A 22,502-nucleotide genomic window follows, 5' to 3' on the forward strand; every position below is an offset into this window, starting at 1 on the left:
AACAATGCTTCTGCTCTTTGGTCTCAAAACCGTCCTGCGCTCCTTGCCTGGCCGGGTTGCCACCTGCCAGTCCTGCGGGCTCTCCGTCCACCACCACCTCGAAGAACGCGCCACCAAATTCACGCTGTTCTTCATACCCCTCTTCACCATGTCCAGGTCCTACCGCATCACCTGCTCGAACTGCGGACAGATGTCAACGATCAACTCCCGCCAGAAAAACGCGCTGACCCGCTGACAGCGGAAGCACCAGTCCGGAATTGCTGGCTATCGGTGGCCAACCACACGTGTGAGAAGGGTCAGCGACCCGGTGGTCTCATGGGGGCGGTCAGGGGATGATTTTTTCGCTGCGGTAGCGGTCAAACAGCTGGCGGAAGGAGTCATCCGTCCTCCGGTATCCGGTGAAACCAGCCACGCGGCTTTTGCCCATGTCCGCGAGCACCTCGAGGTGGCGTCCAAGATCGGCGTCCGTGTGCCACCACGATGCAATCTTTGATAAGTCTGCCTCCGCCAGGCCATGATTGGCGGCAATCTGGGACCACACGGATTCCATGCCTTGCATCTGTTCCTCCAGCGGACGCGGGGAGCCCTCAAAACCTTCTGCTTCGACGCCAAAATAGGCAGCTATTTGCGGCCACATCCAGCGCCATCGGAAGACGTCGCCGTTGACCACGTTGTAGGCCTGATTGTGTGCTTCATCGGTGGTGGCTGCCCATATCATGTGCTCGGCAAGGAGGTCAGCGTCGGTCATGTCCGTGAGGCTGTTCCATTGAGTCTCGGAGCCTGGAAACACGAAGGGGCGGCCCAGCTCTTTGCAGATGGAAGCTTGTGCCGCCAAAGTCAGTCCCATATTCATTGCGTTGCCGACGGCGTGGCCGATTACGGTGTGTGATCGGTGCACGGACCAACGGAATCCCTGCCTTTCTGCTGCCGCCCACAGCTCGTCTTCTTGCGCGTAGTAGAAGTTCGGGGCCGGGAGCCGTGGTGCTTCTTCACGAAAGGGGGTCTCCGGAATCGGGCCCGCTCCGTAGGTCTCAAACGGGCCCAGGTAGTGCTTCAGACCAGTCATCAGAGCCACGTGTTCGACCGGGGCGTGCTCCAGGGCAGCGAGAAGGTCTCGGAGCATGGCCGCATTGACGCGGATATTCTCTTGCTCGGTACTCTGCCTGGACCAGGCGGTGAAGAAGATGTGCGTTGGTTTCTCATCGCTGAGTGCCTGGGCGAGGCTGTCTGTGGATAGGAGATCGGCGGATACGTGTCTAGGCTGCCCACCGGAAACGGGGTTCCGGGACAACGTAAGGACGGTCCAGCCATCGTTTTCACCCAGTTTTTCGACGATTGCTGAACCGGCGATGCCGCTTGCACCTACAACCAGCGCTGTCTTGTTGTGGTTTTTGTCGGCGTTGAGGGCCACGGACGTCACTGTGCCTGACTTTCTTGGTGAGGGCCTCGTACCGGAATGGCCGGGGGCTCACCGGTTCGGCGGGTTTTATTGCCATCCTGCAGCCTATGGCGCCGGACGGGAACGCGCCGGGGAGGCCCCATGGTACTAGTGGGCTTCCTTCCGGAAAATAACGCTGCCTATGAAAGACTACGCCGCCTTAATTCCGGCGATGTGTGACTCTACGACAATAATCACGGTCCAGCTTTACGTAAGTTCAGGGCCAGCCGCCGGAAACCGCCGAGCAGCCGTGCGGACGCAGTCCGTCCGAGGCTTTCCTGCTGAGGGAACTCGATTCGGAGGAGACCACTGCACACCTGCGTTGGACACTTACAGCCTTGACCAGGGAGGAGGCGCTGGCTCCTTGACCTCTCGGCGGATTCTGCGGAACACCGGCCTTCACCTGTTGTGCAAGGCCGGTGCCGTGGCTCCTAGTACTTGCATGCTTGTGAACAGGCATCCGTCGGCAGCCCGGACCCGTCGAAGCTGTCGGGCGCTCAAGTGTTCACGCTCGCGGACGGGTCAGGTCGCCGATCACCAAGTCCACCCCTTCGGGAAGAATGCGGACTGCGGCCTGGTCACCTACGAGTGCCGGACCGCCTATCCCTGCTACCGTGCTTCGGCCACAGCGTAGCGGCCGATGCTGCCGGTGGCTCCGACGACCAGGACAGCGGAGGCACGGTCTCGTCTATTTCTTGTCCATGACTGCGGCCTCTGCGGTGTTCCGCTGGGTAACGGCCCAACTGGCGAGGACTTTCAACGCGTCCTCGGATGGTGTCCCGGGATCTGCTGTGTAGACGTTGATGCGCAGTCCCGGGTCTGCGGGCAGTTCAAGCGCTTCGAAGCTCAAGTCCAAGTCGCCAACAATCGGGTGGTGGAGCCGTTTGCGGCCAGCTCGGTGGTACTTCACGTCGTGACGGGCCTACCGGGTGCGGAACTCCTCGCTGCGGGTTGAGAGTTCACCGATCAGGTCCGTGAGGTCCTTGTCGTACGGGTTTTTCCCGGCCGTGGAGCGCAGGACTGCGACGACGTCGTCCGCTGCGCGTTCCCAATCGGCGAAGAACCCCCGCGCTTTCGGATTCAGGAAGGTGAAGCGAGCGCTGTTCGGCGGAGTAAGCCCCTCTGCCATCATGTCCAGATAAAGGGCACGGCCCAGTTCGTTGGCGGCGAGTACATCCCCGCGGTCGTTGCGGACCCAGGCCGGCGCCGTCGTGATCGCATCGATGACGCGTTGCACGCTCGGCCGTACCGTCTGCGGGCTGCGCTTGCGCCGCACCCGGGGGGAGGCGGTGGCGGCGCGGGCAAGGTCAAAAGGTGGGCCGTTTCGGCGTCGTCGAGCTTCAGGGCACGCCCGAGTGCTTCAAGGACGCTGTCCGAGGCGCCGGAGAGGTTTCCCCGCTCAAGGCGTATGTAGTAATCGATGCTCATCCCGGCGAGCATGGCGACTTCCTCGCGGCGCAGCCCGGTAACGCGCCGGTTGCCGCCATAGACCGGCAGGCCGGCCTCCTCGGGCGTGATCCTTGCACGCCGGGAGGTCAGGAATTTCCGCACGTCGTCGCTGTGTGTCATGGCGTCCACGCTACGCGCGGTCGGCGGGACGAGGGAGGCGCTGGCGTTACCCGAACGGCCGTGACTCCCGGCCCGTAAGGAATCACGGTTGCATTGAAAGCATGAAACCTGAACGCGCAACCGCTCCTCACCCGGCAGCGATCCTGGCGATCATCCTCGTCAGCTACTTCATGATCCTTCTGGACAACTCGGTCATCTTGCAGGCTGCCGTGCACGAAATCAACCCCCAGGACGTGGGACGGCTCCTGCTAACCACGGTTGCCGTTTGGCTGGTTCTCATCATCATCCGGTTCGTGTTCCAGACCGTGAGCGTCGCCGTCATCCGAATTCTGGACAGGCGCCCCTCCCAACGCCCGCGCCGGATGACCTACCGGGCCCGGGTCGTGAGCTCCATTGCTGGCTTCCGCGGGGCGGTTTCCCTCGCTATCGCGCTGTCCGTGCCATCGGCACTTAATGACGGCACCCCGCTCTCTGGACGCGAGGACATCATCTTCATCAGCGCCGCCGTCATAGTGCTGACCATGCTCGTCCAAGGCCCTCTGCTGCCCGCCGTAGTCCGCTGGGCCAAGCTTCCCGATGAACCTGAAGAGGAGGAACTCCGCCTGGCCGAACTGGGCATTGCTGCCGCCGCCGTCTCCGCCGTTGACGAACTCGCCCACGAACTCAGGACCAGCGCAGAAGTCCACGGCCGCGTCGCGGACGAATATCGATCCCATCTGTCGGTCATACAGGCTCTGAAAGGTGGTTCCGTTCCCGAGACCACCATGCAACCACATCAGGAAGAAATCACGCTCCGCCGAGCCCTACTCGACAGGAAACGCGAAGCACTTCTGGGGCTCCGCCTCGCTGGCACGGTCGATGACAGCGTCGCCCGGCGACTTCAGACCAGGCTTGATGTCGAAGAACAACGCCTGACCGGCGTCGAAACATACGACTGACAGTCCTCGGAACTGGTCGCAGCCTCATCACGGTAGCCGTGCTCACCGCTGGCGGAAACACCAGCAAGTAAGGAAATCATGAACATCGAACCCAATGCGCCGACAACCAAAAACCCGCCGGCCCAATTCGCTGGCGATGTGTGACGGGATCCAATCGCTGTGCCGCACGAGAGATTTGAGTCCTCCGCCGCCTTCGATCCCAAACTAACGCTCAAGGGGAAATGGACGGTTCAGGTCAAATGGTCGAAGTCTCCTCGCGCCCACGCAGCGTGCCGTTGGGCGGAATCGTGCAGAACGGCCTTGGCTACCGACGCGATTACATTGTTGAAGTTGCCGTAGATCCGGTCGAAGTTGAGCTCTTCCAGCTGCGCGGCGATTCGCAACGCCACTGCGCCGGAAAGCGGCAAGCGATTCGGGTAGCTGCGCATGAATGCGATGGAGCGACGGTCTGGGTTCGGAAACACGCTGTCACCGGTCAGCAGAACTCCTCTGCCGCCCGCTCCTGCAGCCCAGTGCACCACCGCGCTGCCCGGGAAGTGCCCTCCGGTTTGGTGCAGTGTCAACCCTTCGGCGATGGTTTGACTGCCGGACCAGTATTCGATGACCGGATCGTTGCGCCCCAGCCATCGCCGGTCTGCGTCCGCCACAAGTACAGGGACGCCACCGAGCCGATGCGACCATTCGACCTGCACACCGAACATGTGCGGATGGCTAGCGGCGATCGCCAGAACCGGGCCGCGCTCGAGCGCTGCCTGCACAGCGTTGTCATCGACATATCCGACCGGATCCCACAGCAGCGAACCCTCCTGTGTCACCACAAGCTGAGCGGTCTGGCCGATCCCAACTTTTGGCTCCGTCTCGATCCCGACAAGTCCCGGCTCATTCTGCTTCAACAATGTCTGCTGGCCCTCCTGCGCCAGCCCGTCCAGCGTGAGCCACTTTTGTCCGTCCTTGGGCCACATACTGCCGCTCATCGCTGCAGATCGGGCAGACCCCGGGGGCAGGTTCGTCGCGTTCGACACCGCAGGTTGCGCAGATCAGCATGGTCGATCCCTTCTAAGCGTCGTGTGCTTCCCGCCTTCGGCCGCAGGCTGGCGTGCCCAGACTATGGCACGCGAAAGTGTCCTAGGAAGAGAGGTCGTTGCGGTATCAATTGAGTTGGTGCACGGGTCACATGATTCCAGTCGGAACCAACAGGGCCCATGCCAGCGCGGGGGCAACCAGGACCACTCCACCCGCGTACATCATCAGCTGCTTGTAGACGCGTTGGCGGTCGTTCTCCCGGGCGTTGGCGACAACGAGGGCACCGTCGGTGGAGAAGGGAGAGACATCCACCACTGTCGCGGCGATTGCGAGCGCGGCGACGGTTCCCGAAGCGCTCAGCGAACTGGACGCCAAGAGGGGACCGGCCAGGGGGATGAATGCGGTCAGCAATGCCGTGGAGGAGGCGAAGGCTGAGCCGACGCCAATCACGTAGCAAAGGACCAGAGCGATCAGCAGGGGCGCACCCAGGGCGAGGGCTTGTTGGGCGAGGGTGTCGATGACGCCGACGTGCTGGAGCAGTGAGACGTAGGTGATCATGCCGGCCACCAGCAGGACGGTAGACCAGGAGATGCCGCTGATGAAGGTCCGGTGTTCTTTGATGTTGATCAGTGCCAGGAGGAGGCCGGCGGAGAGGGCGACAAAGCCGATCGGCATGTGGAAGCCCAGGGTGCAGACGAGCATCGCAGCGATCAGCACCAGCGTGAGGATTTGCTGGCCGTGCGGACGCGTGGTGCGGGGCGCGTCAGCGTCGACATGCTGGGTGCCTTCACCGTCGCGCAGTTTGCCCAGAAGGGCAAACAGTACGACCGTCAGGGCCGAAAGGATGAGATTGAGGGCGAAGCTGGCGGCAAAGAGTCCGCCCTGGGAGATGGGGAAGCCGTTTTTCAGCGCGATGTCGTGTACCAGCACGCCGGCAACGGACAGTGGGGAGAACCCGCCCGCGTGGGCTCCGTTGATGATGAACGCGCCCATGAGTACGGGGTGAATGCGCGATTCGTAGGCGAAGCCGATGGCTGCAGGTGCGAGAAGTGCGACGGCGGCGGGGGAGAAGGTGCCTAAAGAGGTCAGCGCAGCAGCCATAAGAAAGAACACCCATGGGAGCAGCAGTGTCTTGCCCCTGACGAGGCGCACACAGGTCTGCACGATGATGTCGATGGTCCCGTTCCGCTGGGCCATGCTGAAGAAGTAGGTGACGCCGATGATCGTCAGAACGATGCTGGCCGGGAATTCCTGAAGGATCTCCTTGTCGCTCATTCCGAGCATGAAGTAGCCGACGCCGAACGACGCCACCAGCCCCATCACCCCGATGTTCAGTGGCCATTTCGTGGCGACGACGAACATCACGACAAGTATGACGAGCGGGATGATCTGGGTAGCGGTCATGGGCGACTCCGATTCCGGGGTGGCCGCGGGGTTGAAAATGGCTCCCCCGAACACGAGGGCAACCAGACCGAGGATCGCGATCGCGGCTACCGATATCAGCAGGATACGGCGGCGACGGTTGGGGCGCTTGGGACGGTCTTCCCGGATTCTGCTCTCTGCCTCGGGAGCAGGCTCGTAAATAGTCTTAGTCATGATCGGTGGCTCCTCATTGAGTGGCTGATGCTAGTGAGGCTTCGGCAGCGCTGCCGAGAGCCTCCGGGAGGTGGATGATGGTGGTGGCAATGGTGCGGGCCGTTCGGTCGACGCCGACCAGCAGGGTCCCGTCGCGCTCCTCGCTCCAGGTCTCGATCACCCCTGCAGGAGTGCGTAGTCTCAGCGTGGGCCGCGGAGTGTCGCCCGTGATGCTGTTTAGTACGGTGCCCGGGGTGCCGGCGGCGAGGGTCAAGGCGATGCTGCCGGTGATGGCCAGCGCCGGGTGGGGCTTGCCCATCGAGAGCATCATGACGTTGACGTCGCTGTCCGCGTCCGGCTGGGTAGGGGAGGCGACAATCGCGAGCTTGGGGATGGCTCGGGCAGCTTCTGCCGTTGTTTGTACCAGCCCCATCCGGACGGCGGCCTGTCGACGGATATGCTCCAAAGTTTCCAGCTGCAATTCCACCCCGGCGACCCAGCTGTCGTACCGGGCGGGATCCAGGCCGAGCTCTTCAGCACGGACCATCACAACCGGCGCTCCGGCGTCGACCATTGAAACAGTCCAGCGTGTTCCACCAGCGGTTATCGTGTCTGTCGCTGCACCGGTGGGCAGCAATTCTCCTGTGGTCTTGCCCGCTGGATCCTGGAAGCCGAGACCGACCCGGTAGCCGGGAAACGCAACCCCGGGCATCTGAGCTTCCGGAACGATGGGCAGGGCCCCTGCGGGAGTGGCGACCCGCTGGACGATGATCTGGCCGGTGTTGGTGTTGCGGGTGACGATCCGGGTGACGTCTCCGTGGGGAATCACCCATCCCTTTTCGATCGCGTAAAGGCCGACAACCGCGGAGCAGTTCCCGCAGTTGCTCCCCCAGTCCACTGCCGCCTCTTCGATGCCGACCTGAGCGAAGGTGAACTCGACGTCAACATCCTTGTCGGACGGACGACGAAGGATCATCGCTTTGCTGGTTGTCGAAGTTGCTCCGCCGACACCGTCAATCTGTCTGGGGTCGGGACTTCCGAACAGCCGGGGAAGCAGATCGTCCAAGCTGGTGCGGGTTTCGTCCAGGTGCTCCGTTTCGAAGACCCAGCACTTGCTGGTGCCTCCGCGCATCCATTCAGCTTCTATCTTCATCGTGTTTCCTACATCTCTCCGTGCCGCGCTTTGGTCAGGGGCCTGATAAAAGAATGAGCCGGATCACAAATGAAGACAATGTTCAATTTTTGAGGGGGGATGTAGAGATACTTAACTCATTGGCATTCAACGCCCAAAGTTCCATTTTCCGGCCCTTCTTGGACGAGATGTGTCCCCGCTGTCACGCAGATTTCCTCGTGATTGCATAGAATGAACTAAACGAACAGAAGGGTGAACCATTGCTTAACGATGAAGGACACAATTTGTTCGACATCCGTCGTTTGGCCCTGCTGGTGGAGGTCGTCGAGCAGGGATCGATTACTGCTGCGGCTGAGTTGATGATGTACACCCCGTCGGCAGTTTCCCAGCAGCTGCGGAAACTCGAACAGGAGGTGGGGCAGCCGCTGCTCAACCGCCGCTCCCGTGGGGTTGTGCCTACCGAGGCTGGCCAGGTGCTGGCTGGGCACGCCCGCAAGATCGTTGGGCAGATGCGGGCGGCACAGTCCGACCTGGACCAGATCGCCGGTCTCAGACGCGGCTCTTTGACCGTCGGTACGTTTCCGACGTTGGCAGGGTCTTTCCTGCCCGTTGTTATCCGCGCCTTTAAGAAGAGATACCCGGCAATCGGACTCTCGGTGCGCAGCGCGCGCTTTGACGAACTTGTGTCGGACCTCGAGGCAGGAGTCACCGGACTGTGCCTGCTCTGGGACTATTCCTGGAATCGGTTCCAAGACGATTCCATCCGGGTAACGGAAGTCTTCCAGGAAAGCACTGTAATCCTGGTAGCCCGCGGGCACCCACTCGCCGACCGGGATGAGGTGAAGATGGAGGACCTGCGAAAGGAGTCGTGGATAGTTCGCGCGGAGGCCCACCCGGTGGTGGAGGTCCTTCAACGTTCCGCCCACGATGCCGGGTTCGAGCCGACCATTGGCTTCCTGGCCAACGATTACCAAGAGGCACAGGCCATGGTCAGCGTTGGAATGGGCGTGGCCATGGTGCCCAAAACTGCCGTGGCCCTCCAGCACCCTGACGTCAAGGTGCTCAGTCTCGGTCCTGCCGCCCCACTGCGACGGGTATTGCTGGCCCAACGCCAAGACAAGGTCTACGCCCCGTCAGAGGTCGCATTCCACACCACGCTCCTGGAAATTGCCCGCGAGCGAGCCAGCGATTATCTCTAATCGCATGGCATGGGGCTCGATGCCGGCAGACTGCTTGCCCCGTGGTTGCGGACAACCTGGACAGCCGTCCGATCCGGTTCATTTAGTTGAAGCTGCAAGTAATCGGGTGTATCGTTGAAGGCGGTCAACTGCCCGCTACCGTGCCTGTGGCCGGTGATGGCCGTTCGTTCCATACCTCCCGCGGATCCGGGCGGCGCCCGAGCCGCACGCCGATTCCGGATCCCCTTAGCCCCAGGAGCTGATCCTCAGAATGAACACCACACTGCGCGACGTGCGCTCGCACGGCTGGACCACCAATCCGGTTCCCGAAGCGGTCGCACTCTTTCTGCATGGATTCGGCTCCAACGAGCACGATTTGGGCTCGCTGGCGCCGGTGCTTGGGCTGAACCTGCCCTGGGCATCCCTGCGGGCACCGATTGAGCTCGGCAACGGCGGGGCGGCATGGTTCTCGATCACCACGCCCGGAAACCCCGAGTCCGGGCCGGTGGAGAAAGCAACCGACGCCATCTGGGCCTGGGTCGAGACAAACGTGGACCCCGGCACCCGCCTCGTGCCCATCGGGTTCTCGCAGGGAGGGCTCATGGCAAGCCAGCTGCTGCGCGCGCGGCCCGAACGGGTGGTGGCCCCCGTCGTGCTGGGCGGATTCGTGCTGGGCGCACCACAGCCGGGCGACGAGACGCTGCGCGGCAGTCGCCCGAGCCTGTTCTGGGGCCGAGGCTCCGAAGACAGGGTCATCGCCCCCGTGGCGATCACGCGCAGCAGCGAGTACCTTCCACAGCACACCTCGCTGATCGAGCGGGTCTATCCGGGACTGGCTCATGGCATCAACGCAACCGAGCTTGACGACGTGCGTGACTTCCTCGCCGCCGAGGTCGGTCCCCAGGCGGTGGCCCGAGCATGAGCGCCGCCACCCCGTTCGAGATCGGCATCTTCACCTTCGGCGAGCTCACCCGCAACGCCGAGGGAAAGCCGATGGATGCCGGTGCGCGCACCCGCGACATCCTTGAATGGGCGCGGGTCGCCGACCAGGCCGGGCTGGATGTCTTCGGCGTCGGCGAGCACCACCGGGAGGATTTCGCGGTGTCCTCGCCCCCGGTCCTGCTGGCCGCAGCGGCCGCGCAGACCACGCGAATCCGCCTGACCAGCACAGTCACCGTACTCTCAAGCGCCGATCCCGTCCGCGTCTTCGAAGACTTCGCGACGCTCGATCTCATCAGCGCCGGACGCGCCGAAATCACCGCCGGACGCGGCGCCTATCTGGAATCCTTCCCGCTCTTCGGCCAGCCGCTGGAGCGCTACGACGAGTACTTCGAGGACCGGCTCGAGCTGCTGCTGCGGATCCGCGACGAAAACCCCGTCACCTGGAACGGAACCACCCGTCCGCCGCTGAAAGATGCAGGAATCTGGCCGCGACCGGCCCAGGCAGCTCTGCCGATCTGGGCTGCGGTCGGCGGGACGCCTGCCTCGGCGGTGCGTGCCGGAAAGCTGGGGCTGCCGTTGTACCTGGCGATCCTCGGCGGACCGGAGCGGTTCGCACCCCTGGCCGAACTGTATCGGCGCTCCGCCGCAGAGGCAGGCCAGATGCCTGGTCAGATCGGAGTGACCTCGCACTTCTACGTCGAGGAGACCTCGCAGGGAGCGAAGGACACGTTCTTCCCGCACTATTCGTCATACATCGGCCAGAACATGCCGCGCAGGGGGCGGCTCGATCGTGCAGGCTTCGAGGCCTGGGCGGGCCCGCGCGGCGCGCTATTCGCTGGCAGCCCGGCCGAAATCATCGACAAGATCCTTTGGGAGCACGAGATTCTGGGCCATACTCGCTTCCTCGCGCAGGTCGGTCTGGGCGGCTTGTCGCAGGCGGCGACCCTGCGCTCCATCGGGCTGCTGGCGACCGAGGTGCTGCCCGCTGTCCGGGCGGCGCTGAAGCCCAAACCGTTAAGCAACGTTAAGCAGGGAATCCAGCCCTGTCCCCAGACATAGACCAGGCTGGCCAGTCACGGCGCTCAATTTACCAATTGGAGCTTCGATGTGAGATGTTCTTCTGCCTCCGGCGATAGGTCGGTGCTAACAATCACGTATAGGGCACGCGCCTTGTTCTCCGGTGAGATAAAAGCCATCACCTTAATGACGTCCGAGTCCAAAGTCGGAGGCCAGGTGATGACGAGCTTCCCGTTCTCGAAATCCAGCTTGCCCGATACAGCCCACGCGTCATTCCGTTGGAGCGAGACTGGCCCAGGGTTGTCCCAGTGGAAAACTCCGAAATGCTTGTCGCCCCCGACTTCAGTTGTGTAGTGGAGCTTTCCCTTTGTGCCAGTCAGTAGGCCGGAATCCTTTGTCAAACATCCGGCCAGCTGCCACGCGTCAATCTGGGCAGGGGGTAGGACATTGTGCCCGAGACCTGGGTCGTCCGCCCATTTGCCTTGCTTGTGCGCTTCTTTCGTCAGTAGGAACGAGTAGTTCGTCAAGTTCGCCATGCGTATCGCGACCGTGTCATCGGTGTCGACCGCCTCGTAGACCGCCTTCAATGTCTTTTCAACCTCTTGCGCGGCCGAAGCAACCTTCTTTGCGGTTTCATCGACGGCAGCAGCGATGTCTCCGACGTACTCAATTGCCTGAACGATTGCCATTGGGGATTCCTATCGAAGAGCTCAGGGGAGAGCTTGGCCAACAAGCAGGTGTGTGCGTATTGGCGGTCCGCATATCACCTCCGCGGGCCCGCCGGCTCGGCTCCTCAGGTGCGGTGACTCAATATTGGACTCAGGCCGGTGGCCGGTCAAGGTGCTTGCGTTCCCGTAAGGCTTAGGGCTCCTGGTAACACGCTCCCGCTGCCCCCGTGGCCGAAATTGTGAACTGGACGGTGCTATTCGGCGGACGGCCGCTGTCGTTGCCGTTTCGTCGCCGCACGCTGTTCCTTTGCAGCGAGGCGCCGACGGTTCGAGCCCCGGGTGGGTTTTGTTGCCCGGCGGAGGGCCGCTCCTGGAGCAAGACCCTCTGCCACGAGGTCTGAGAGCTTGGCCAGGGCGATCTCGCGATTGCGCAGCTGAGAGCGCTGCTCGGATGCGGTCACGGTGATCACGCCGGCGATGAGTCGTCGCCCGAGACGTGTGACCAGCAGCTGCCGTTTGTCGTCAGACAGCGCCACAGAGTTGCCGACGTCCCACGAGAGCTCGACGCGGCTGTCCGAGGTGTTGACATGTTGACCGCCTGGCCCGGACGAACGCGAGAACCGCCAGCGCAGTTCCGACGCGGGAATCATAAGCGCGGGCGACACTTTCAGATCCATGCAACCAGCGTTGCACAACTTGGGCGAATACACCGCCGTAGGGGTGTCCGTTGCGACGGCAAACCGGGGGAGCGGCGCCCGCGATTTGGAAACTAAGCCTACTGACGATAATTTGGTTGCAGTGTCTCCGCGTTCCCCCATTCGCAGAGGCATTGACCTAGAAGGACCCCGCATCGCTGACTCGTGCTGCGGGGTCCTTCGCTGTCCGGGCCCGGTTCCTGCGGAAGCCGCAGTCCTGACTCGTCAGTTCCGCCCGAGGATGGTGCTCTTGGGCGGGGATCGCGTGGGCAGCCTGTCCGTGGCGCTCCACAGACCTTCCCTGGGTCAACGCGGTCTCTTGAACGTCTGATCGCTGCAGGGATAGCATTACCGGCACGGGCGCGTCGAGGACGCACCTGGACAGCGTGGTGTCCGTGAGGGACTCGGCCTGGCTTGGTTAGACCCGGACGGGAACCGGCCGTCCTGGCCGGGGCCCAGCGGACATTGACGTCGATCAGATCGAGGAGCCGGCCATGGGCGAGACAACTGCGGAGGCGCCATCAGCGGAACTGATGGTCGACCTGATCATTTCCCTGGATGGGTATGCCTCGGCCGAGGGGTGGCCCGGCTGGTGGGGCCTGGAGGGGCCGGAATACCTGGCTTGGCTCGAGCAGGAGGGGGAGAAGGACTACACCTTCATTCTCGGGGCGAACACATATCGGCTGATGTCCGGCATGTCACAGGAGGCGGCGGCCGGGGGCTCCGGGTTCTCCAAGGATGAGGGCACCGCCTTGACTGGCCTTGCCGCCGTGCCGAAGGTCGTCTTCTCTTCCACCTTGCAGGGTCCCCTGACGTGGCCGAACTCGAAGCTGGTCACCGGTGACGCGGTGGAGGCCGTGACGGAGATGAAACGGGCCGGTGCCGGGCCCTTGAGCACCCTCGGCAGCCTCAGCCTCTCCCGGTCGATGCTGGCCGCTGGCCTCGTGGACAGGTTCCGGGTGGTCGTCTTCCCGGTGATCACGGGGCGCACCGGGCGGGAGCGGATCTACGACGGCTATCCGGACATTTCGCTCGAGATGGTGGACAGCCGGACCTTCGACGGCCGGCTCCAGCTGCTCGAGTACGTCCCCACCGTGCTCAGCGGTCCGCCGGGCGGCGGCAGCAAGTGACGGGGGAATCAACTCGAGTTGGTCCGCCTTAAAGACCTTCCGTCCACAGCGGCAGCGGCACCACGCTGCGGCTGCAGCCTGATTCATCCAGGACGTGGCCCATGCGCTTGAATGTCCGCACGACGGCCTGTCGGGAGATGACTGCACTTCCTGGAGCCCGATCGGCCAGTTCGCGCTCGTAGGCCTGGACCTCCAGGTAGTCACGGACCCACAGGGTAACCAGCAGATTCTGCGCGCCGAGAACTTGAGCGCTGAGGCGGCAGTCGCTGAGTGCCGCGAAGTAGCGGCCGACGTCGTCAACGTGGTGCGCGGGGACGTTCAGAACCAAGGTGACTTCCCGCAGTCCCTGTTGGGCCGCCGTCGACGTATCGCAGCGCAGCGCTATGTAACCTGTGGCCAGGAACCGTTCCACGCGTCGTCGTGCTGTTTGGGGCGAGACGCCGCATGCGGCACCCAGCTCCGCCCAACTGGCCCGCCCATCATTGGCGAGCTCTTCCAACAGTGCCGCATCCAGCCGGTCCGGAGAGTACGCGGGCTGCTCAGGCAGTGGTTCCGCCGACACGAGCCGGGCGCGTGCAGGTTCCAGCGTCCCGCTGCGCCATTCTGATGCTTGCCGGTACAGCTTTGTGACGAAAACAACCTCGCGATGCGTGACGCCAGGCAACCCCGGAAACGAACCGGTGACTAAGTCCATCAGTTCGTCGTGGCTGGACGCAAAGCAGTCCACAAAGAGGTCGTGCGAGCCAGTGACCAGCGAGACAGTGCCGAACGCCGGCTGGGCGAACAGGCGCTCGATGAGCGCCTCACCCTCGCTGGGCCTCAAGTGGGTTTCGAACAATCTCAAAGTCAGTGTAAACGGGAGGCATAGCGTTGTGACTCGCATCACCACTGGCGAATACGCCCTGGACCACAAGGAATCATATGGCAAGCAAGACAGCACCTCCTGCGGTGGCAGTCACAACGCGCAGGACCATTGCGGGAGTGATCCTGGCAATGGCACTCATTGAGTCGCTCAGCGGGGTCACACAGGGATACCTGAATCCCATCCTGCCCGCGCTGGGACCCGTCTTCGAAATTGACGACCCCACCATCAACGGCATCTTCCTCATCTCCAATGTCAGCTTTGCCGTCCTCACGCCGATCATTTCAAGGCTCGGCGACAGCTACGGATACCGGCTGGTGCTGCGCTGGTCCACCGGTGTTGTGACGGTCGGCGTGCTTCAAATGGCGCTCTGGCCGTCGCTGTGGACTGTGACGGCGGGCGTGGTCATGCTCACCTGTGTGGTGGGCTTCATTCCACTCATGATGGGAATCCTGCGGGTCAGCGCCCCGGCCCACACGCGTACCGGCGTGAGCGTCATGATCGGCATGCTGATGATCATGGTGGGAGCCGGCGGGCTGTTCGGCGGCATCATCGGTGTCACCGACCCGACGCTCGGCTTCTGGGTGGCGGTACCGTTCGCCGTGGTCGCCTTCGCGTGCTCGTTCGTACTGCCCGACGCCGGGATCCCGACGCGTGAGGGCATCGCCCTGGCGCCGCTCGCGGCTTGCTCGCTCGGGCTGATTGGTTTTGTCGTTGCGCTCTCGATGGCGCCTGAATGGGGTTGGCTCGACGCCAGGACTCCGGCGGCCGGCGTGGCAGGGATTGCCCTGCTGGCGTACTGGGCCAAGCGGGACTTCAGCGCCACCGAGGGCCGCAGGTTTATGGACCTGCGGATGCTGGTGAATCCGCGGATCCGCACCGTCTCGCTCGCCACATTTTTCTTCGGCTTCGCGTCCATCAGCTACTTCGGTACCAACGGCATTTTCCTGCATTCCAACCCGGACAAGACCGGTTACGGATTCGGCCTGAGCCCGCTGACGATAGCGATTGTCCTTGCATTGGCCTCGGTTCTTTCCCTGGCTTCCTCACTGCTGACGGCCAAGGCGCTCAGGAAGTTCGGCGAACGCGCCACCCTCGTCTTCGCCGGTGTCCTGCTGGCCGGTGGCTTCCTGGTGATGGTGGTGGCCCACGGATCGCTCCCGGGCTACTGCGTCGGCTTCGCCATGTTCAACCTGAGCCTGGGGATGTACCAGGCGGGAACCCGTGCGCTGTCCGTCGAAGGCGTCCCTGTGGGGGAGACCTCGACGGCGGCCGGGCTCAATGAGTTGGCATTGTCCGTCGGCATCGCGGTGGGGGCTGCGGTGGTCAAGCTGATCTCCTCAGCCTCGGCCGAGTCCGGGCACATCACAGAAACCGGACTATTGTCCATCTGGGGTGCCCTGGCAGCGGCGGCTTTGATCGCCGCCGCCGCGAGTGCACGCTACCCCAAGCGCCAGCCTGCCGGGGTGGCGTCATGACCACTGGACTTAACAGCGACAGGCGAGGGGCCGCCGTCGTTCCCGTATCCCGGGGCGACATCGAAACCGCCCTCGAGGCCGCCGTGAAGCGCCGGAAGCCGGAGATCCTGGATCTGAGCCACGCCATCCATGCGGATCCGGAGCTTGGTGCCCACGAATTCCGTGCTGCCAAGCGCGTGAGGCGTGTACTGCGGATGGCCGGGTTCAGCTTCGATGCCCCGCAGCCTGCGCAGCCCACGGCATTCAGCGCGCGTTTCGGATCCGGCGAGCTTGTGGTGGCACTCTGCGTTGAGTACGACGCGTTGCCCGCCATCGGTCATGCCTGCGGGCACAACGTGAACGCGGCCAGCGCGGTGGGGGCAGCGCTGGCGCTGGCGGCCGTGGCCGACGAACTGGGCCTCACCGTCAAAGTGCTCGGAACGCCCGCGGAAGAGACCACCGGCGGCAAAGTGGACTTGATAGACGAGGGCTTCTATGGCGACGTATCGCTGGCCATGATGGCGCACGCTGCGGCAACGGACGTGGTGGGTGGTTCGTCCTTGGCCATGTGCATGTGGGACGTGCTTTTCGAGGGTCGTCCCGCCCATGCCGCCGCGGCTCCTTCGGAAGGTGTCAATGCCCTCGATGCGCTCGTAGTCGCGCAGACCGCCATTGCCCTGGCCCGGCAGCAACTCCCTTATGGTTCGATCGTTTCGCTGATCGTGACGGAAGGCGGGAGCGCCGTCAATGTCATCCCAGAGCGGGCCCGGGCCAACATTGAAATGCGGGCCGCCAGCATCGACAACCTGCGGCTGATCCAGGACAAGGTGAGGCGCTGCCTTGAAGCCGGTGCCCATGCGAGCGGCAGCACCCTTCAGGTCACACCCACGGGCAACGACTACGCAGAACTCCGTCAGGACGCGTTCCTGTCAGAGGCCTACCGGGCGGCTATGACGGTCAAGGGCAGGGAAGTTGCATTCAACGCCCAGCCAGTGGCCTCCACGGACATGGGAAACGTGTCGCAGCTCGTGCCGAGCATTCACCCCATGATCCGCTACGACGTGCGGGGCGCCGCACACCACACCGCAGAGTTCGCCGCCTTCGGCGCTTCGGCGGGTGCGGATAAGGCTGTCATTGACGGCGCGTTCGGCCTGGCCGCTGCTGCGTGTGCTGCGGCCCTGGACCCGGAGCAGAGGGAGCGGCTGCTCCGACGAACGGAGGTGTAGGGATCTCTGGTCCAGTCACGGCCCAGGCCATTTGTACAGAGGCGGAGCATCAGCTCCTGCGGGCGTGGCTGCCGCGCCGGAGCTCTACCTCAGCGGTGTCCGGATAGGCGGCCTGGGTGCCCTTCTTGGTGGCGGCCAAGGCCGCAGCAACGGAGGCAAACGCGGCCGCCTCGGCCAATGATTCCCCGCCTGCCAGCCGCGCTGCTACTGCGCCCGTGAAAGCGTCGCCGGCTCCGGTGGTGTCAACGGCTACGACCTTGGTAGGCGGGATGAGCGTGATTTGTTGTGTGCAGGCGGCTAGGGAATCCAGCACGACGGAACCGTGGGCACCCAGCGTCACCAGTACCCGCTGCAAGCCACGGTCAGCAAACTGCTTGCGAACCGGCTCCCATTCAGCCGCGTCCAGGTTGGAACCGGGCATAGCCTCCTTCCCCAGGAACAAGGAAGCCTCATGCGCATTCACCAGCAACACATCGGTCAACCCGACAAGAGCTCCCGGTACCTCGGCATAGGGAGAGAGGTTCAGCAGAACCGTTGCGCCGGCGTCGTGACCTGCCTGGGCGGCGGCCGCAACAGTGTCGAGGCCGACCTCCAGGCAGAGGCAGACCACTGCGGCGTCGTTGAAAACGTCCGCGGCGCCCTGGACGTCTGCCGAGGTCAGGGTGCCGTTGGCGCCGGCCGAGATGATGATGCTGTTCTCGCCGACGGCATCGACCGAGATGACGGCGACGCCGGTGGCGGCATCGGCCGCGCGGCGGACGCGCGAGACGTCCACCCCGGCTCGTGCCGTCGACTCAAGGAGCATGGCGCCGTTCGGGTCGTCGCCAATGGCGCCCACCAGGCTGACCTGGCCGCCCAGTTTGCTGGCAGCCACCGCCTGGTTGGCGCTTTTGCCGCCCGGATTGACGGCGAAGCTGTTCCCGTGGACCGTCTCGCCCGGCTGGGGGAGACGGTCGCAGTAGATGGTGAGGTCGGCGTTGAGGGAACCAACGACGACGATCCTGGACGCCGCGCGCCCGCTGGCTTGTGTGCTCATTCGGTGACCTCGGCGTCGGCGGGCTTGGGGATCAGAAGGGACGCGGCGAAGGCTGCCGTGGTGATGGCAAGGCCCACGACCACAACGGTCAGGTATGACGCCCTCGCGTCCCCCACGGACGATGTCGCGACCAGGACTGCCGGGAGGACCAGGAAGCTCAGCCCCGCGCCGAGGTTGAAGGCGCCGGCGTTCATGCCAGGCAGGAAGCCGGGATTGCCGTGCGGCGAGAGAACCACGCCAAGCCCGTTCAGCATGATGTTGGCCGTACCGGCGTACATGATCCCCAGCAAAGCCGTGCCCAGCATCATCATCGGCAGGTTGTTCAGGCCGAGGAACGCGATGATCGCCAGGGCAGCGAGGCTGCCCAGCAGCCCGATGCGCAGGACCTTCGTGTAGCCCAGGACGGGAGCCAGACGGCCGCTGATCGGACCGAAGATCCAGCCCAGGAGGGCGTACGGCGTGAGGATGAGCAGGGCCATTTCGGTGGGGCCGACGCCGAAGCCCGGGTCGGCTGCCTGAACGTATGCCGGGACGATGCCGTTGATGACGGCGAAAATTCCGGTCATGGTGAGCGTGGTGGTGAGCAGCGGTGCCCAGGTTGAGCGCTGGCGAAGGTGCGCAGTTTCCACCATGGGCGACTTGGCACGTTTCTCCACCATCCAGAACGCGAAGAACGCGACGGCGGCCACCACGACCAGGCCGATGGCGAGTATCAAGGTACCCGCAGAGAAGGCCGCAGCGAGCCTGGAGCCTTCGTTCAGTGCAGTCAGGAGTGCTCCCACCGCGATCACGATGAAGAATACGCCCAGCCAGTCCATGGTGGTGCCTGCAGCCGGCTTGCTCTCGCCGGCCAGGACGGCAATCAGAACCGTCGCGGCAACAGCCAGGACAACCATGAGCCAGAAAATGCTGCGGAAACCGAAGTGCTCGGCAAAGTAGCCGCCAACAAACGAGTCAACGCCGGCCACGCCGCCGTTGACCGCAGTGATGAGGCCCATGAGGGCACCGTATTTACGCGGGTTGCTGACCGCAGAGCGGAGCATGATGAGGCAAAGGGGGACGGTCGGGCCACTGACGCCCTGGATGATGCGGCCCACGAAGAGCCACGTGACGTCGGGAGCGAGGGCGGCGATGACCGAGCCCGCGGCCATCAGCAGCATCATGCCCAGAAGGATCTTCTTTCGCCCCACGATGTCACTGAGGCGCGGCAGGAAGAGCGAGAACAAGGCCGCGGCCGTGAAGAACCAGGTTTGGGACAGCCCGATGACGGCCTGATCCGTGTGAAGCTCGTTGCCCATCGTGACCAGTGCCGGGCTGAGCATGGAGGCGTTGAGCTGGAAGGCCACGCAGGCGGCCAGCAATGCGACCACGAGCGCGGTGACGTTGCCGCGGGTGGACTTGGTGTCGGAGATGAGGGTGGTCATTTACTTGGCCCCTCCTGCAATGACACCTGCGGTAACGGCACCTGAAGCGGTGACGTCGCCTGCCAGGGTGGCCGGAGCGCCGCCGTCGGGCTCTCCGATCCGGACGATCGCGTCTGTGACGAGATCCCAGAACTTCTTATGGTCAAGGTCCACGGCAACGGACGTGTGGCAGTCGTCCGGGGCCGGCACGCGGAAGTCGGCGACGGTCATGCCGAGCGTCAGCTTGCCCTGCAACTCAATGTCCACCGGGACCTTGCGGGTGGACATCACGGTGGGGTCAATGACGTAGGCCACTGCGCACGGATCGTGGACGGGCGGGTAGTCGAAGCCCTGCGCGTCCTTGTAGGCCTTGGTGAAGAACTCCATCAGTTCCATGACGAACCTGGCCGGCTTGGTGCCGATGGCTGCGATCCGGTCGACAATCTCCGGGGTGGCCAACGCCTGGTGCGTGAGGTCGAGGCCAACCATCACCACCGGCCACTTTTCGTTGAACACGATGTGTGCGGCTTCGGGGTCGATGATGATGTTGAATTCAGCCACGGCACTCCAATTGCCCACGTGGTAACCGCCGCCCATGAGGACAACTTCCTTGACGCGCTCCACGATGCGCGGTTCCTTCCGGACCGCCATGGCGATGTTGGTCAGTCCGGCGGTGGGGACCAGGGTGACCGTGCCCGGCTCATGCGCCATCACGGTTTCGATGATCAGGTCGACGGCGTGGCGCGGGTCCAGGTCGATGGTGGACTGGGGCTGGTCGGGGCCGTCCATGCCGGTCTCGCCGTGGATGCTGGGGGCGGTTTCGATGGTGCGGACCAAGGGGCGGTCGCAGCCTGCGGCGAACGGAACGCCGGTGATGCCCGCAATCGTGCCTATCGAGAGTGCGTTGCGGGTGACCTTTTCCAGGGTCTGATTGCCCACCACGGTGGTGACGGCGAGCAGTTCGATATCCGGGTTGCCGTGAGCCAGCAGCAATGCCACGGCGTCGTCATGTCCAGGGTCGCAGTCAAGAATGATCTTCTTGCGCGCCGGTGTTATGGGCTGGGTTTCCATTGTTGTCTCCACGTCATTGGGGCCTGCCGGTGCCGGGCAACCGAGTCCGACGGCGGGCTGAACCTTTTTGGTGCTTTGCCGCGTGGGGATTGGGTGCCTCGCCCAAGCAGGGCGCTAAGCATTCACAGGAATTCTGACATCGTTCACTGCCATACGTCAAGCGCTTAACGTGAATTTCGTCAAGCGCTTGATGCCAAGTGATGCCTGAACCGTGAAACCTTGGCTACGATCGATACATGGACACCATCGACCGGCCCAGCGGCAGGGCACCCCGCGTCACGGCGGCGATGGTGGCCCAGCGCGCCGGCGTTTCCACCGCCACGGTGTCCCTGGTGGCCAACGGGAAAACCCGGGGGCGCGTGTCCGAGGACAACATTTCGCGCGTGCGGGAGGCCATCTCCGAGCTGGGCTATGTGGTGGACGGCATTGGGAGCTCGCTGGCCAAAGGCGTGAGTTCGATCGTCATCCTGGTGGCGCCGGACATCTCCAACCCCTTTTTCGCCAAGGTGATCGCCGGGGTCCGGGAGACCCTTGGCGCCGACTACCAGCTGCTGCTGTCCGTCACCGACGCCGGCGAGTTTCCCCAGGCCGAGGACGTCCGGAAGCTCATGGCGCTCCGGCCCGCCGGCCTCCTGGTGGATGCCCCCAACGCCGGCTTCCTCGAAGAACTGTCTGCAGCCGGGCCCCTGGTGCTGCTTGATGCACCCGGACTGGAGGCCTACGCCGCCTCCGTAAACCTGGACGTCGCGCACGGCGCACGTGAGCTGGCGACGCACCTGGCCGATTCAGGGCACACGCGTGCGGCATACGTCGACAGCGTGACAGGCACGGCCACCTTCGATGTGCGGCGCAACGCATTCCTCGAGGAGGCCAAGGCGCGCGGAATATCGGTGCCGCCCGACTGCATCATCAGCACCACGATCGATGTCGGCGCGGCCGCCGAGGCGTTCGCCCTGGCCTGGCCGCAGTGGCAGCGTTCCGGAGTCACCGCCGTCGTGTGCGGTACCGACACGCACGCCTACGGTGTTCTGCAGGAAGCGCGTGTGGCCGGAGTCCTCATTCCGCAGGAACTGGCCGTGGCAGGCTTCGACGACCTGCCTTATTCGGCAACCAGCAACCCCGGCCTGACCAGTGTGCATCTGCCGGCCATGCCGCTTGGGCGCAAAGCGGGCCAGCAGCTCCGCGGGCTCATGGCAGGACTGGAGCTCGAGGAACCGCATGTGACGCTTGACAGCTCGTTGGTGGTCCGGGGTTCGACCGGCTGACCGGCTTGCCCCTTCTGGACGCCTTCCACGCGTTCGCTTGACCAGCCTCTCGCGAAGGGTGCCGGGACCGGTTTTTTGCCCTGTCCCTGAGCCGGGAGTGGGAGCTCAGCTTCGGCTTCGCAACGCCGCCAAGGCCTCAGCCAAGGGCATGCGCAATGCGGGGCCATGGCCGGGAAGTATCACTGCGGCGTTAATCCCGTCCAGGCGGTGCGTTGCCGCCAGCGCCGCAGCGGGGTCGGTGTGATACATCCGGTGGAGCATCTGCGGCCCCGTCTTCCGGCTTAGCGGATGGCCACTGACAAACGAGTCCCCGACGGCGATTGCGCCGGCTTGGGGAAGAAGGATCGAGACGCTGCCTGGCGTGTGGCCCGGAATCAGGATGGCTTCCGGATGGCCGGGAAGTCCCAAGAGTTTCTCGGTGCTCCATGCTTGAGCTTGCGTCGCGGGCTTCGCCGTAAGGGACCCTGCCTTGATCACGTGAATCATCCAGCGGAGGACGCGGGGGCGCCATGCCCGGACGATGACCTGTCCGAAGGTGACTTGGTGCTTTTCTTTGCCCTGGACGTGGGCCAGCTCTTCCGGGGCGCACAGGACCGGCGTTCCGAAGGTGCTGGAGAAGTAGGCGGCGGAGCCGGTGTGATCGACATGGCCGTGCGTGATGAGCAGGGCCCGTGCGTCGGCTGGACGCAAGCACAAATGGCGGATGGACTCGAGGACAAGGGCACGGTCAGAGGGATAACCGCTGTCAATGAGCATGTAACCAGACTCGTCGCGGACCACGATCCAGTTGGAGGCCGGTCCTTGGACGAAAAAGACGCCCGGCGCCTGCTCTGATACAGCGGACCAGGGATGCCATTCATCGGATCGGGGGTGCACC

Annotated in this window: 19 protein-coding genes and 2 pseudogenes; 9 read left to right on the plus strand and 12 right to left on the minus strand. The window is 63.9% G+C overall.

The genetic code is table 11. From position 1 onward, the window contains the following. Nucleotides 1-235, plus strand: a 235-nt coding sequence (locus AC1DD3_RS12070) for a zinc-ribbon domain-containing protein (RefSeq protein ID WP_476881769.1), incomplete at its 5' end; no start/stop codon positions are given. A 90-nt stretch (nucleotides 236-325) separates the two neighbouring features. On the opposite strand, the gene AC1DD3_RS12075 is transcribed toward AC1DD3_RS12070, so the two are convergent. Then, a complete protein-coding gene (locus AC1DD3_RS12075) occupies nucleotides 326-1,411 on the minus strand; it encodes an SDR family oxidoreductase (protein WP_476881770.1) in 1,086 nt (361 codons plus the stop codon). A gap of 715 nt (nucleotides 1,412-2,126) precedes the next feature. Then, nucleotides 2,127-3,007, minus strand: a pseudogene (locus AC1DD3_RS12080) (helix-turn-helix transcriptional regulator). Nucleotides 3,008-3,108: 101 nt separating this feature from the next. Here AC1DD3_RS12080 and AC1DD3_RS12085 point away from each other — a divergent pair. Continuing rightward, nucleotides 3,109-3,945 carry a cation:proton antiporter domain-containing protein gene (locus AC1DD3_RS12085; protein ID WP_476881771.1) on the plus strand — a complete coding sequence of 279 codons (837 nt, stop codon included), beginning with the start codon at nucleotides 3,109-3,111 and terminating at the stop codon, nucleotides 3,943-3,945. A 230-nt stretch (nucleotides 3,946-4,175) separates the two neighbouring features. Here AC1DD3_RS12085 and AC1DD3_RS12090 read toward each other — a convergent pair. From AC1DD3_RS12090 to AC1DD3_RS12100, 3 genes and pseudogenes are all read right to left on the minus strand, one after another. Next, a pseudogene (locus AC1DD3_RS12090) lies at nucleotides 4,176-4,989 on the minus strand (MBL fold metallo-hydrolase). 126 nt (nucleotides 4,990-5,115) lie between these two features. Further along, complete coding sequence (locus tag AC1DD3_RS12095; protein WP_476881772.1) at nucleotides 5,116-6,564, minus strand: SLC13 family permease; 1,449 nt, start codon at nucleotides 6,562-6,564, stop codon at nucleotides 5,116-5,118. A gap of 13 nt (nucleotides 6,565-6,577) precedes the next feature. After that, nucleotides 6,578-7,696 (minus strand): PrpF domain-containing protein, encoded by a 1,119-nt coding sequence (locus tag AC1DD3_RS12100; RefSeq protein ID WP_476881773.1) that lies wholly within the window; start codon nucleotides 7,694-7,696, stop codon nucleotides 6,578-6,580. A 239-nt stretch (nucleotides 7,697-7,935) separates the two neighbouring features. Between AC1DD3_RS12100 and AC1DD3_RS12105 the strand changes: the two genes are divergently transcribed. From AC1DD3_RS12105 to AC1DD3_RS12115, 3 genes are all read left to right on the plus strand, one after another. Beyond that, nucleotides 7,936-8,874: a LysR substrate-binding domain-containing protein gene (locus AC1DD3_RS12105; RefSeq protein ID WP_476881774.1), complete on the plus strand. Its 939-nt coding sequence runs from the start codon at nucleotides 7,936-7,938 to the stop codon at nucleotides 8,872-8,874. A gap of 250 nt (nucleotides 8,875-9,124) precedes the next feature. Further along, nucleotides 9,125-9,775, plus strand: coding sequence for an alpha/beta hydrolase (locus tag AC1DD3_RS12110; protein WP_476881775.1), 651 nt, complete (start codon nucleotides 9,125-9,127; stop codon nucleotides 9,773-9,775). After that, complete coding sequence (locus AC1DD3_RS12115; protein WP_476881776.1) at nucleotides 9,772-10,854, plus strand: LLM class flavin-dependent oxidoreductase; 1,083 nt, start codon at nucleotides 9,772-9,774, stop codon at nucleotides 10,852-10,854. Before AC1DD3_RS12110 ends, AC1DD3_RS12115 begins: the two co-directional genes overlap by 4 nt. 23 nt (nucleotides 10,855-10,877) lie before the next feature. Here the strand turns inward: AC1DD3_RS12115 and AC1DD3_RS12120 are convergent, their stop codons facing one another. Together AC1DD3_RS12120 and arfB are read right to left on the minus strand one after the other, a co-directional pair. Beyond that, on the minus strand, nucleotides 10,878-11,501 hold the full coding sequence (locus AC1DD3_RS12120) for a hypothetical protein (protein WP_230117304.1): 624 nt from the start codon (nucleotides 11,499-11,501) through the stop codon (nucleotides 10,878-10,880). A 233-nt stretch (nucleotides 11,502-11,734) separates the two neighbouring features. Continuing rightward, nucleotides 11,735-12,157 (minus strand): alternative ribosome rescue aminoacyl-tRNA hydrolase ArfB, encoded by a 423-nt coding sequence (arfB, locus tag AC1DD3_RS12125; protein WP_476881777.1) that lies wholly within the window; start codon nucleotides 12,155-12,157, stop codon nucleotides 11,735-11,737. Between the two features lie 512 nt (nucleotides 12,158-12,669). Between arfB and AC1DD3_RS12130 the strand changes: the two genes are divergently transcribed. After that, nucleotides 12,670-13,305 (plus strand): dihydrofolate reductase family protein, encoded by a 636-nt coding sequence (locus tag AC1DD3_RS12130; RefSeq protein ID WP_476881778.1) that lies wholly within the window; start codon nucleotides 12,670-12,672, stop codon nucleotides 13,303-13,305. Between the two features lie 28 nt (nucleotides 13,306-13,333). On the opposite strand, the gene AC1DD3_RS12135 is transcribed toward AC1DD3_RS12130, so the two are convergent. Next, nucleotides 13,334-14,143 carry an AsnC family transcriptional regulator gene (locus AC1DD3_RS12135; RefSeq protein WP_476881779.1) on the minus strand — a complete coding sequence of 270 codons (810 nt, stop codon included), beginning with the start codon at nucleotides 14,141-14,143 and terminating at the stop codon, nucleotides 13,334-13,336. Nucleotides 14,144-14,226: 83 nt separating this feature from the next. Between AC1DD3_RS12135 and AC1DD3_RS12140 the strand changes: the two genes are divergently transcribed. Both AC1DD3_RS12140 and AC1DD3_RS12145 read left to right on the plus strand, forming a co-directional pair. Next, nucleotides 14,227-15,645, plus strand: coding sequence for an MFS transporter (locus AC1DD3_RS12140; protein ID WP_476881780.1), 1,419 nt, complete (start codon nucleotides 14,227-14,229; stop codon nucleotides 15,643-15,645). Next, nucleotides 15,642-16,850 carry a M20 family metallopeptidase gene (locus AC1DD3_RS12145; protein ID WP_476881781.1) on the plus strand — a complete coding sequence of 403 codons (1,209 nt, stop codon included), beginning with the start codon at nucleotides 15,642-15,644 and terminating at the stop codon, nucleotides 16,848-16,850. The genes AC1DD3_RS12140 and AC1DD3_RS12145 overlap by 4 nt, the downstream gene beginning before the upstream one ends. A gap of 49 nt (nucleotides 16,851-16,899) precedes the next feature. On the opposite strand, the gene AC1DD3_RS12150 is transcribed toward AC1DD3_RS12145, so the two are convergent. From AC1DD3_RS12150 to uriH, 3 genes are read right to left on the minus strand one after another with little or no spacing between them, the layout of a single operon-like run. Then, on the minus strand, nucleotides 16,900-17,886 hold the full coding sequence (locus AC1DD3_RS12150) for a ribokinase (RefSeq protein ID WP_230117299.1): 987 nt from the start codon (nucleotides 17,884-17,886) through the stop codon (nucleotides 16,900-16,902). Further along, entirely contained in the window at nucleotides 17,883-19,310 is a 1,428-nt protein-coding gene (gene uriT / locus AC1DD3_RS12155; protein WP_476881782.1) for a uridine transporter UriT, read from the minus strand. Before uriT ends, AC1DD3_RS12150 begins: the two co-directional genes overlap by 4 nt. Beyond that, on the minus strand, nucleotides 19,311-20,360 hold the full coding sequence (gene uriH / locus AC1DD3_RS12160) for a uridine-preferring nucleoside hydrolase UriH (protein ID WP_230117297.1): 1,050 nt from the start codon (nucleotides 20,358-20,360) through the stop codon (nucleotides 19,311-19,313). Nucleotides 20,361-20,647: 287 nt separating this feature from the next. Here uriH and AC1DD3_RS12165 point away from each other — a divergent pair, with 287 nt between their 5' ends. Then, nucleotides 20,648-21,625 carry a LacI family DNA-binding transcriptional regulator gene (locus tag AC1DD3_RS12165; RefSeq protein ID WP_476881830.1) on the plus strand — a complete coding sequence of 326 codons (978 nt, stop codon included), beginning with the start codon at nucleotides 20,648-20,650 and terminating at the stop codon, nucleotides 21,623-21,625. 105 nt (nucleotides 21,626-21,730) lie between these two features. On the opposite strand, the gene AC1DD3_RS12170 is transcribed toward AC1DD3_RS12165, so the two are convergent. After that, nucleotides 21,731-22,501 carry an MBL fold metallo-hydrolase gene (locus AC1DD3_RS12170; RefSeq protein WP_476881783.1) on the minus strand — a complete coding sequence of 257 codons (771 nt, stop codon included), beginning with the start codon at nucleotides 22,499-22,501 and terminating at the stop codon, nucleotides 21,731-21,733. Nucleotide 22,502: the final 1 nt, after the last annotated feature.

The organism is Arthrobacter sp. 05T444 (assembly GCF_056395905.1).

Coding starts and splice junctions, on each gene's coding strand:
- AC1DD3_RS12115 (WP_476881776.1), top strand. CDS start 9,772: ATGAGCGCCGCCACCCCGTTCGAGATCGGCATCTTCACCTTCGGCGAG.
- uriT (WP_476881782.1), bottom strand. CDS start 19,310: ATGACCACCCTCATCTCCGACACCAAGTCCACCCGCGGCAACGTCACC.
- AC1DD3_RS12150 (WP_230117299.1), bottom strand. CDS start 17,886: ATGAGCACACAAGCCAGCGGGCGCGCGGCGTCCAGGATCGTCGTCGTT.
- AC1DD3_RS12085 (WP_476881771.1), top strand. CDS start 3,109: ATGAAACCTGAACGCGCAACCGCTCCTCACCCGGCAGCGATCCTGGCG.
- arfB (WP_476881777.1), bottom strand. CDS start 12,157: ATGGATCTGAAAGTGTCGCCCGCGCTTATGATTCCCGCGTCGGAACTG.
- uriH (WP_230117297.1), bottom strand. CDS start 20,360: ATGGAAACCCAGCCCATAACACCGGCGCGCAAGAAGATCATTCTTGAC.
- AC1DD3_RS12110 (WP_476881775.1), top strand. CDS start 9,125: ATGAACACCACACTGCGCGACGTGCGCTCGCACGGCTGGACCACCAAT.
- AC1DD3_RS12130 (WP_476881778.1), top strand. CDS start 12,670: ATGGGCGAGACAACTGCGGAGGCGCCATCAGCGGAACTGATGGTCGAC.
- AC1DD3_RS12100 (WP_476881773.1), bottom strand. CDS start 7,696: ATGAAGATAGAAGCTGAATGGATGCGCGGAGGCACCAGCAAGTGCTGG.
- AC1DD3_RS12145 (WP_476881781.1), top strand. CDS start 15,642: ATGACCACTGGACTTAACAGCGACAGGCGAGGGGCCGCCGTCGTTCCC.
- AC1DD3_RS12140 (WP_476881780.1), top strand. CDS start 14,227: ATGGCAAGCAAGACAGCACCTCCTGCGGTGGCAGTCACAACGCGCAGG.
- AC1DD3_RS12095 (WP_476881772.1), bottom strand. CDS start 6,564: ATGACTAAGACTATTTACGAGCCTGCTCCCGAGGCAGAGAGCAGAATC.
- AC1DD3_RS12165 (WP_476881830.1), top strand. CDS start 20,648: ATGGTGGCCCAGCGCGCCGGCGTTTCCACCGCCACGGTGTCCCTGGTG.
- AC1DD3_RS12120 (WP_230117304.1), bottom strand. CDS start 11,501: ATGGCAATCGTTCAGGCAATTGAGTACGTCGGAGACATCGCTGCTGCC.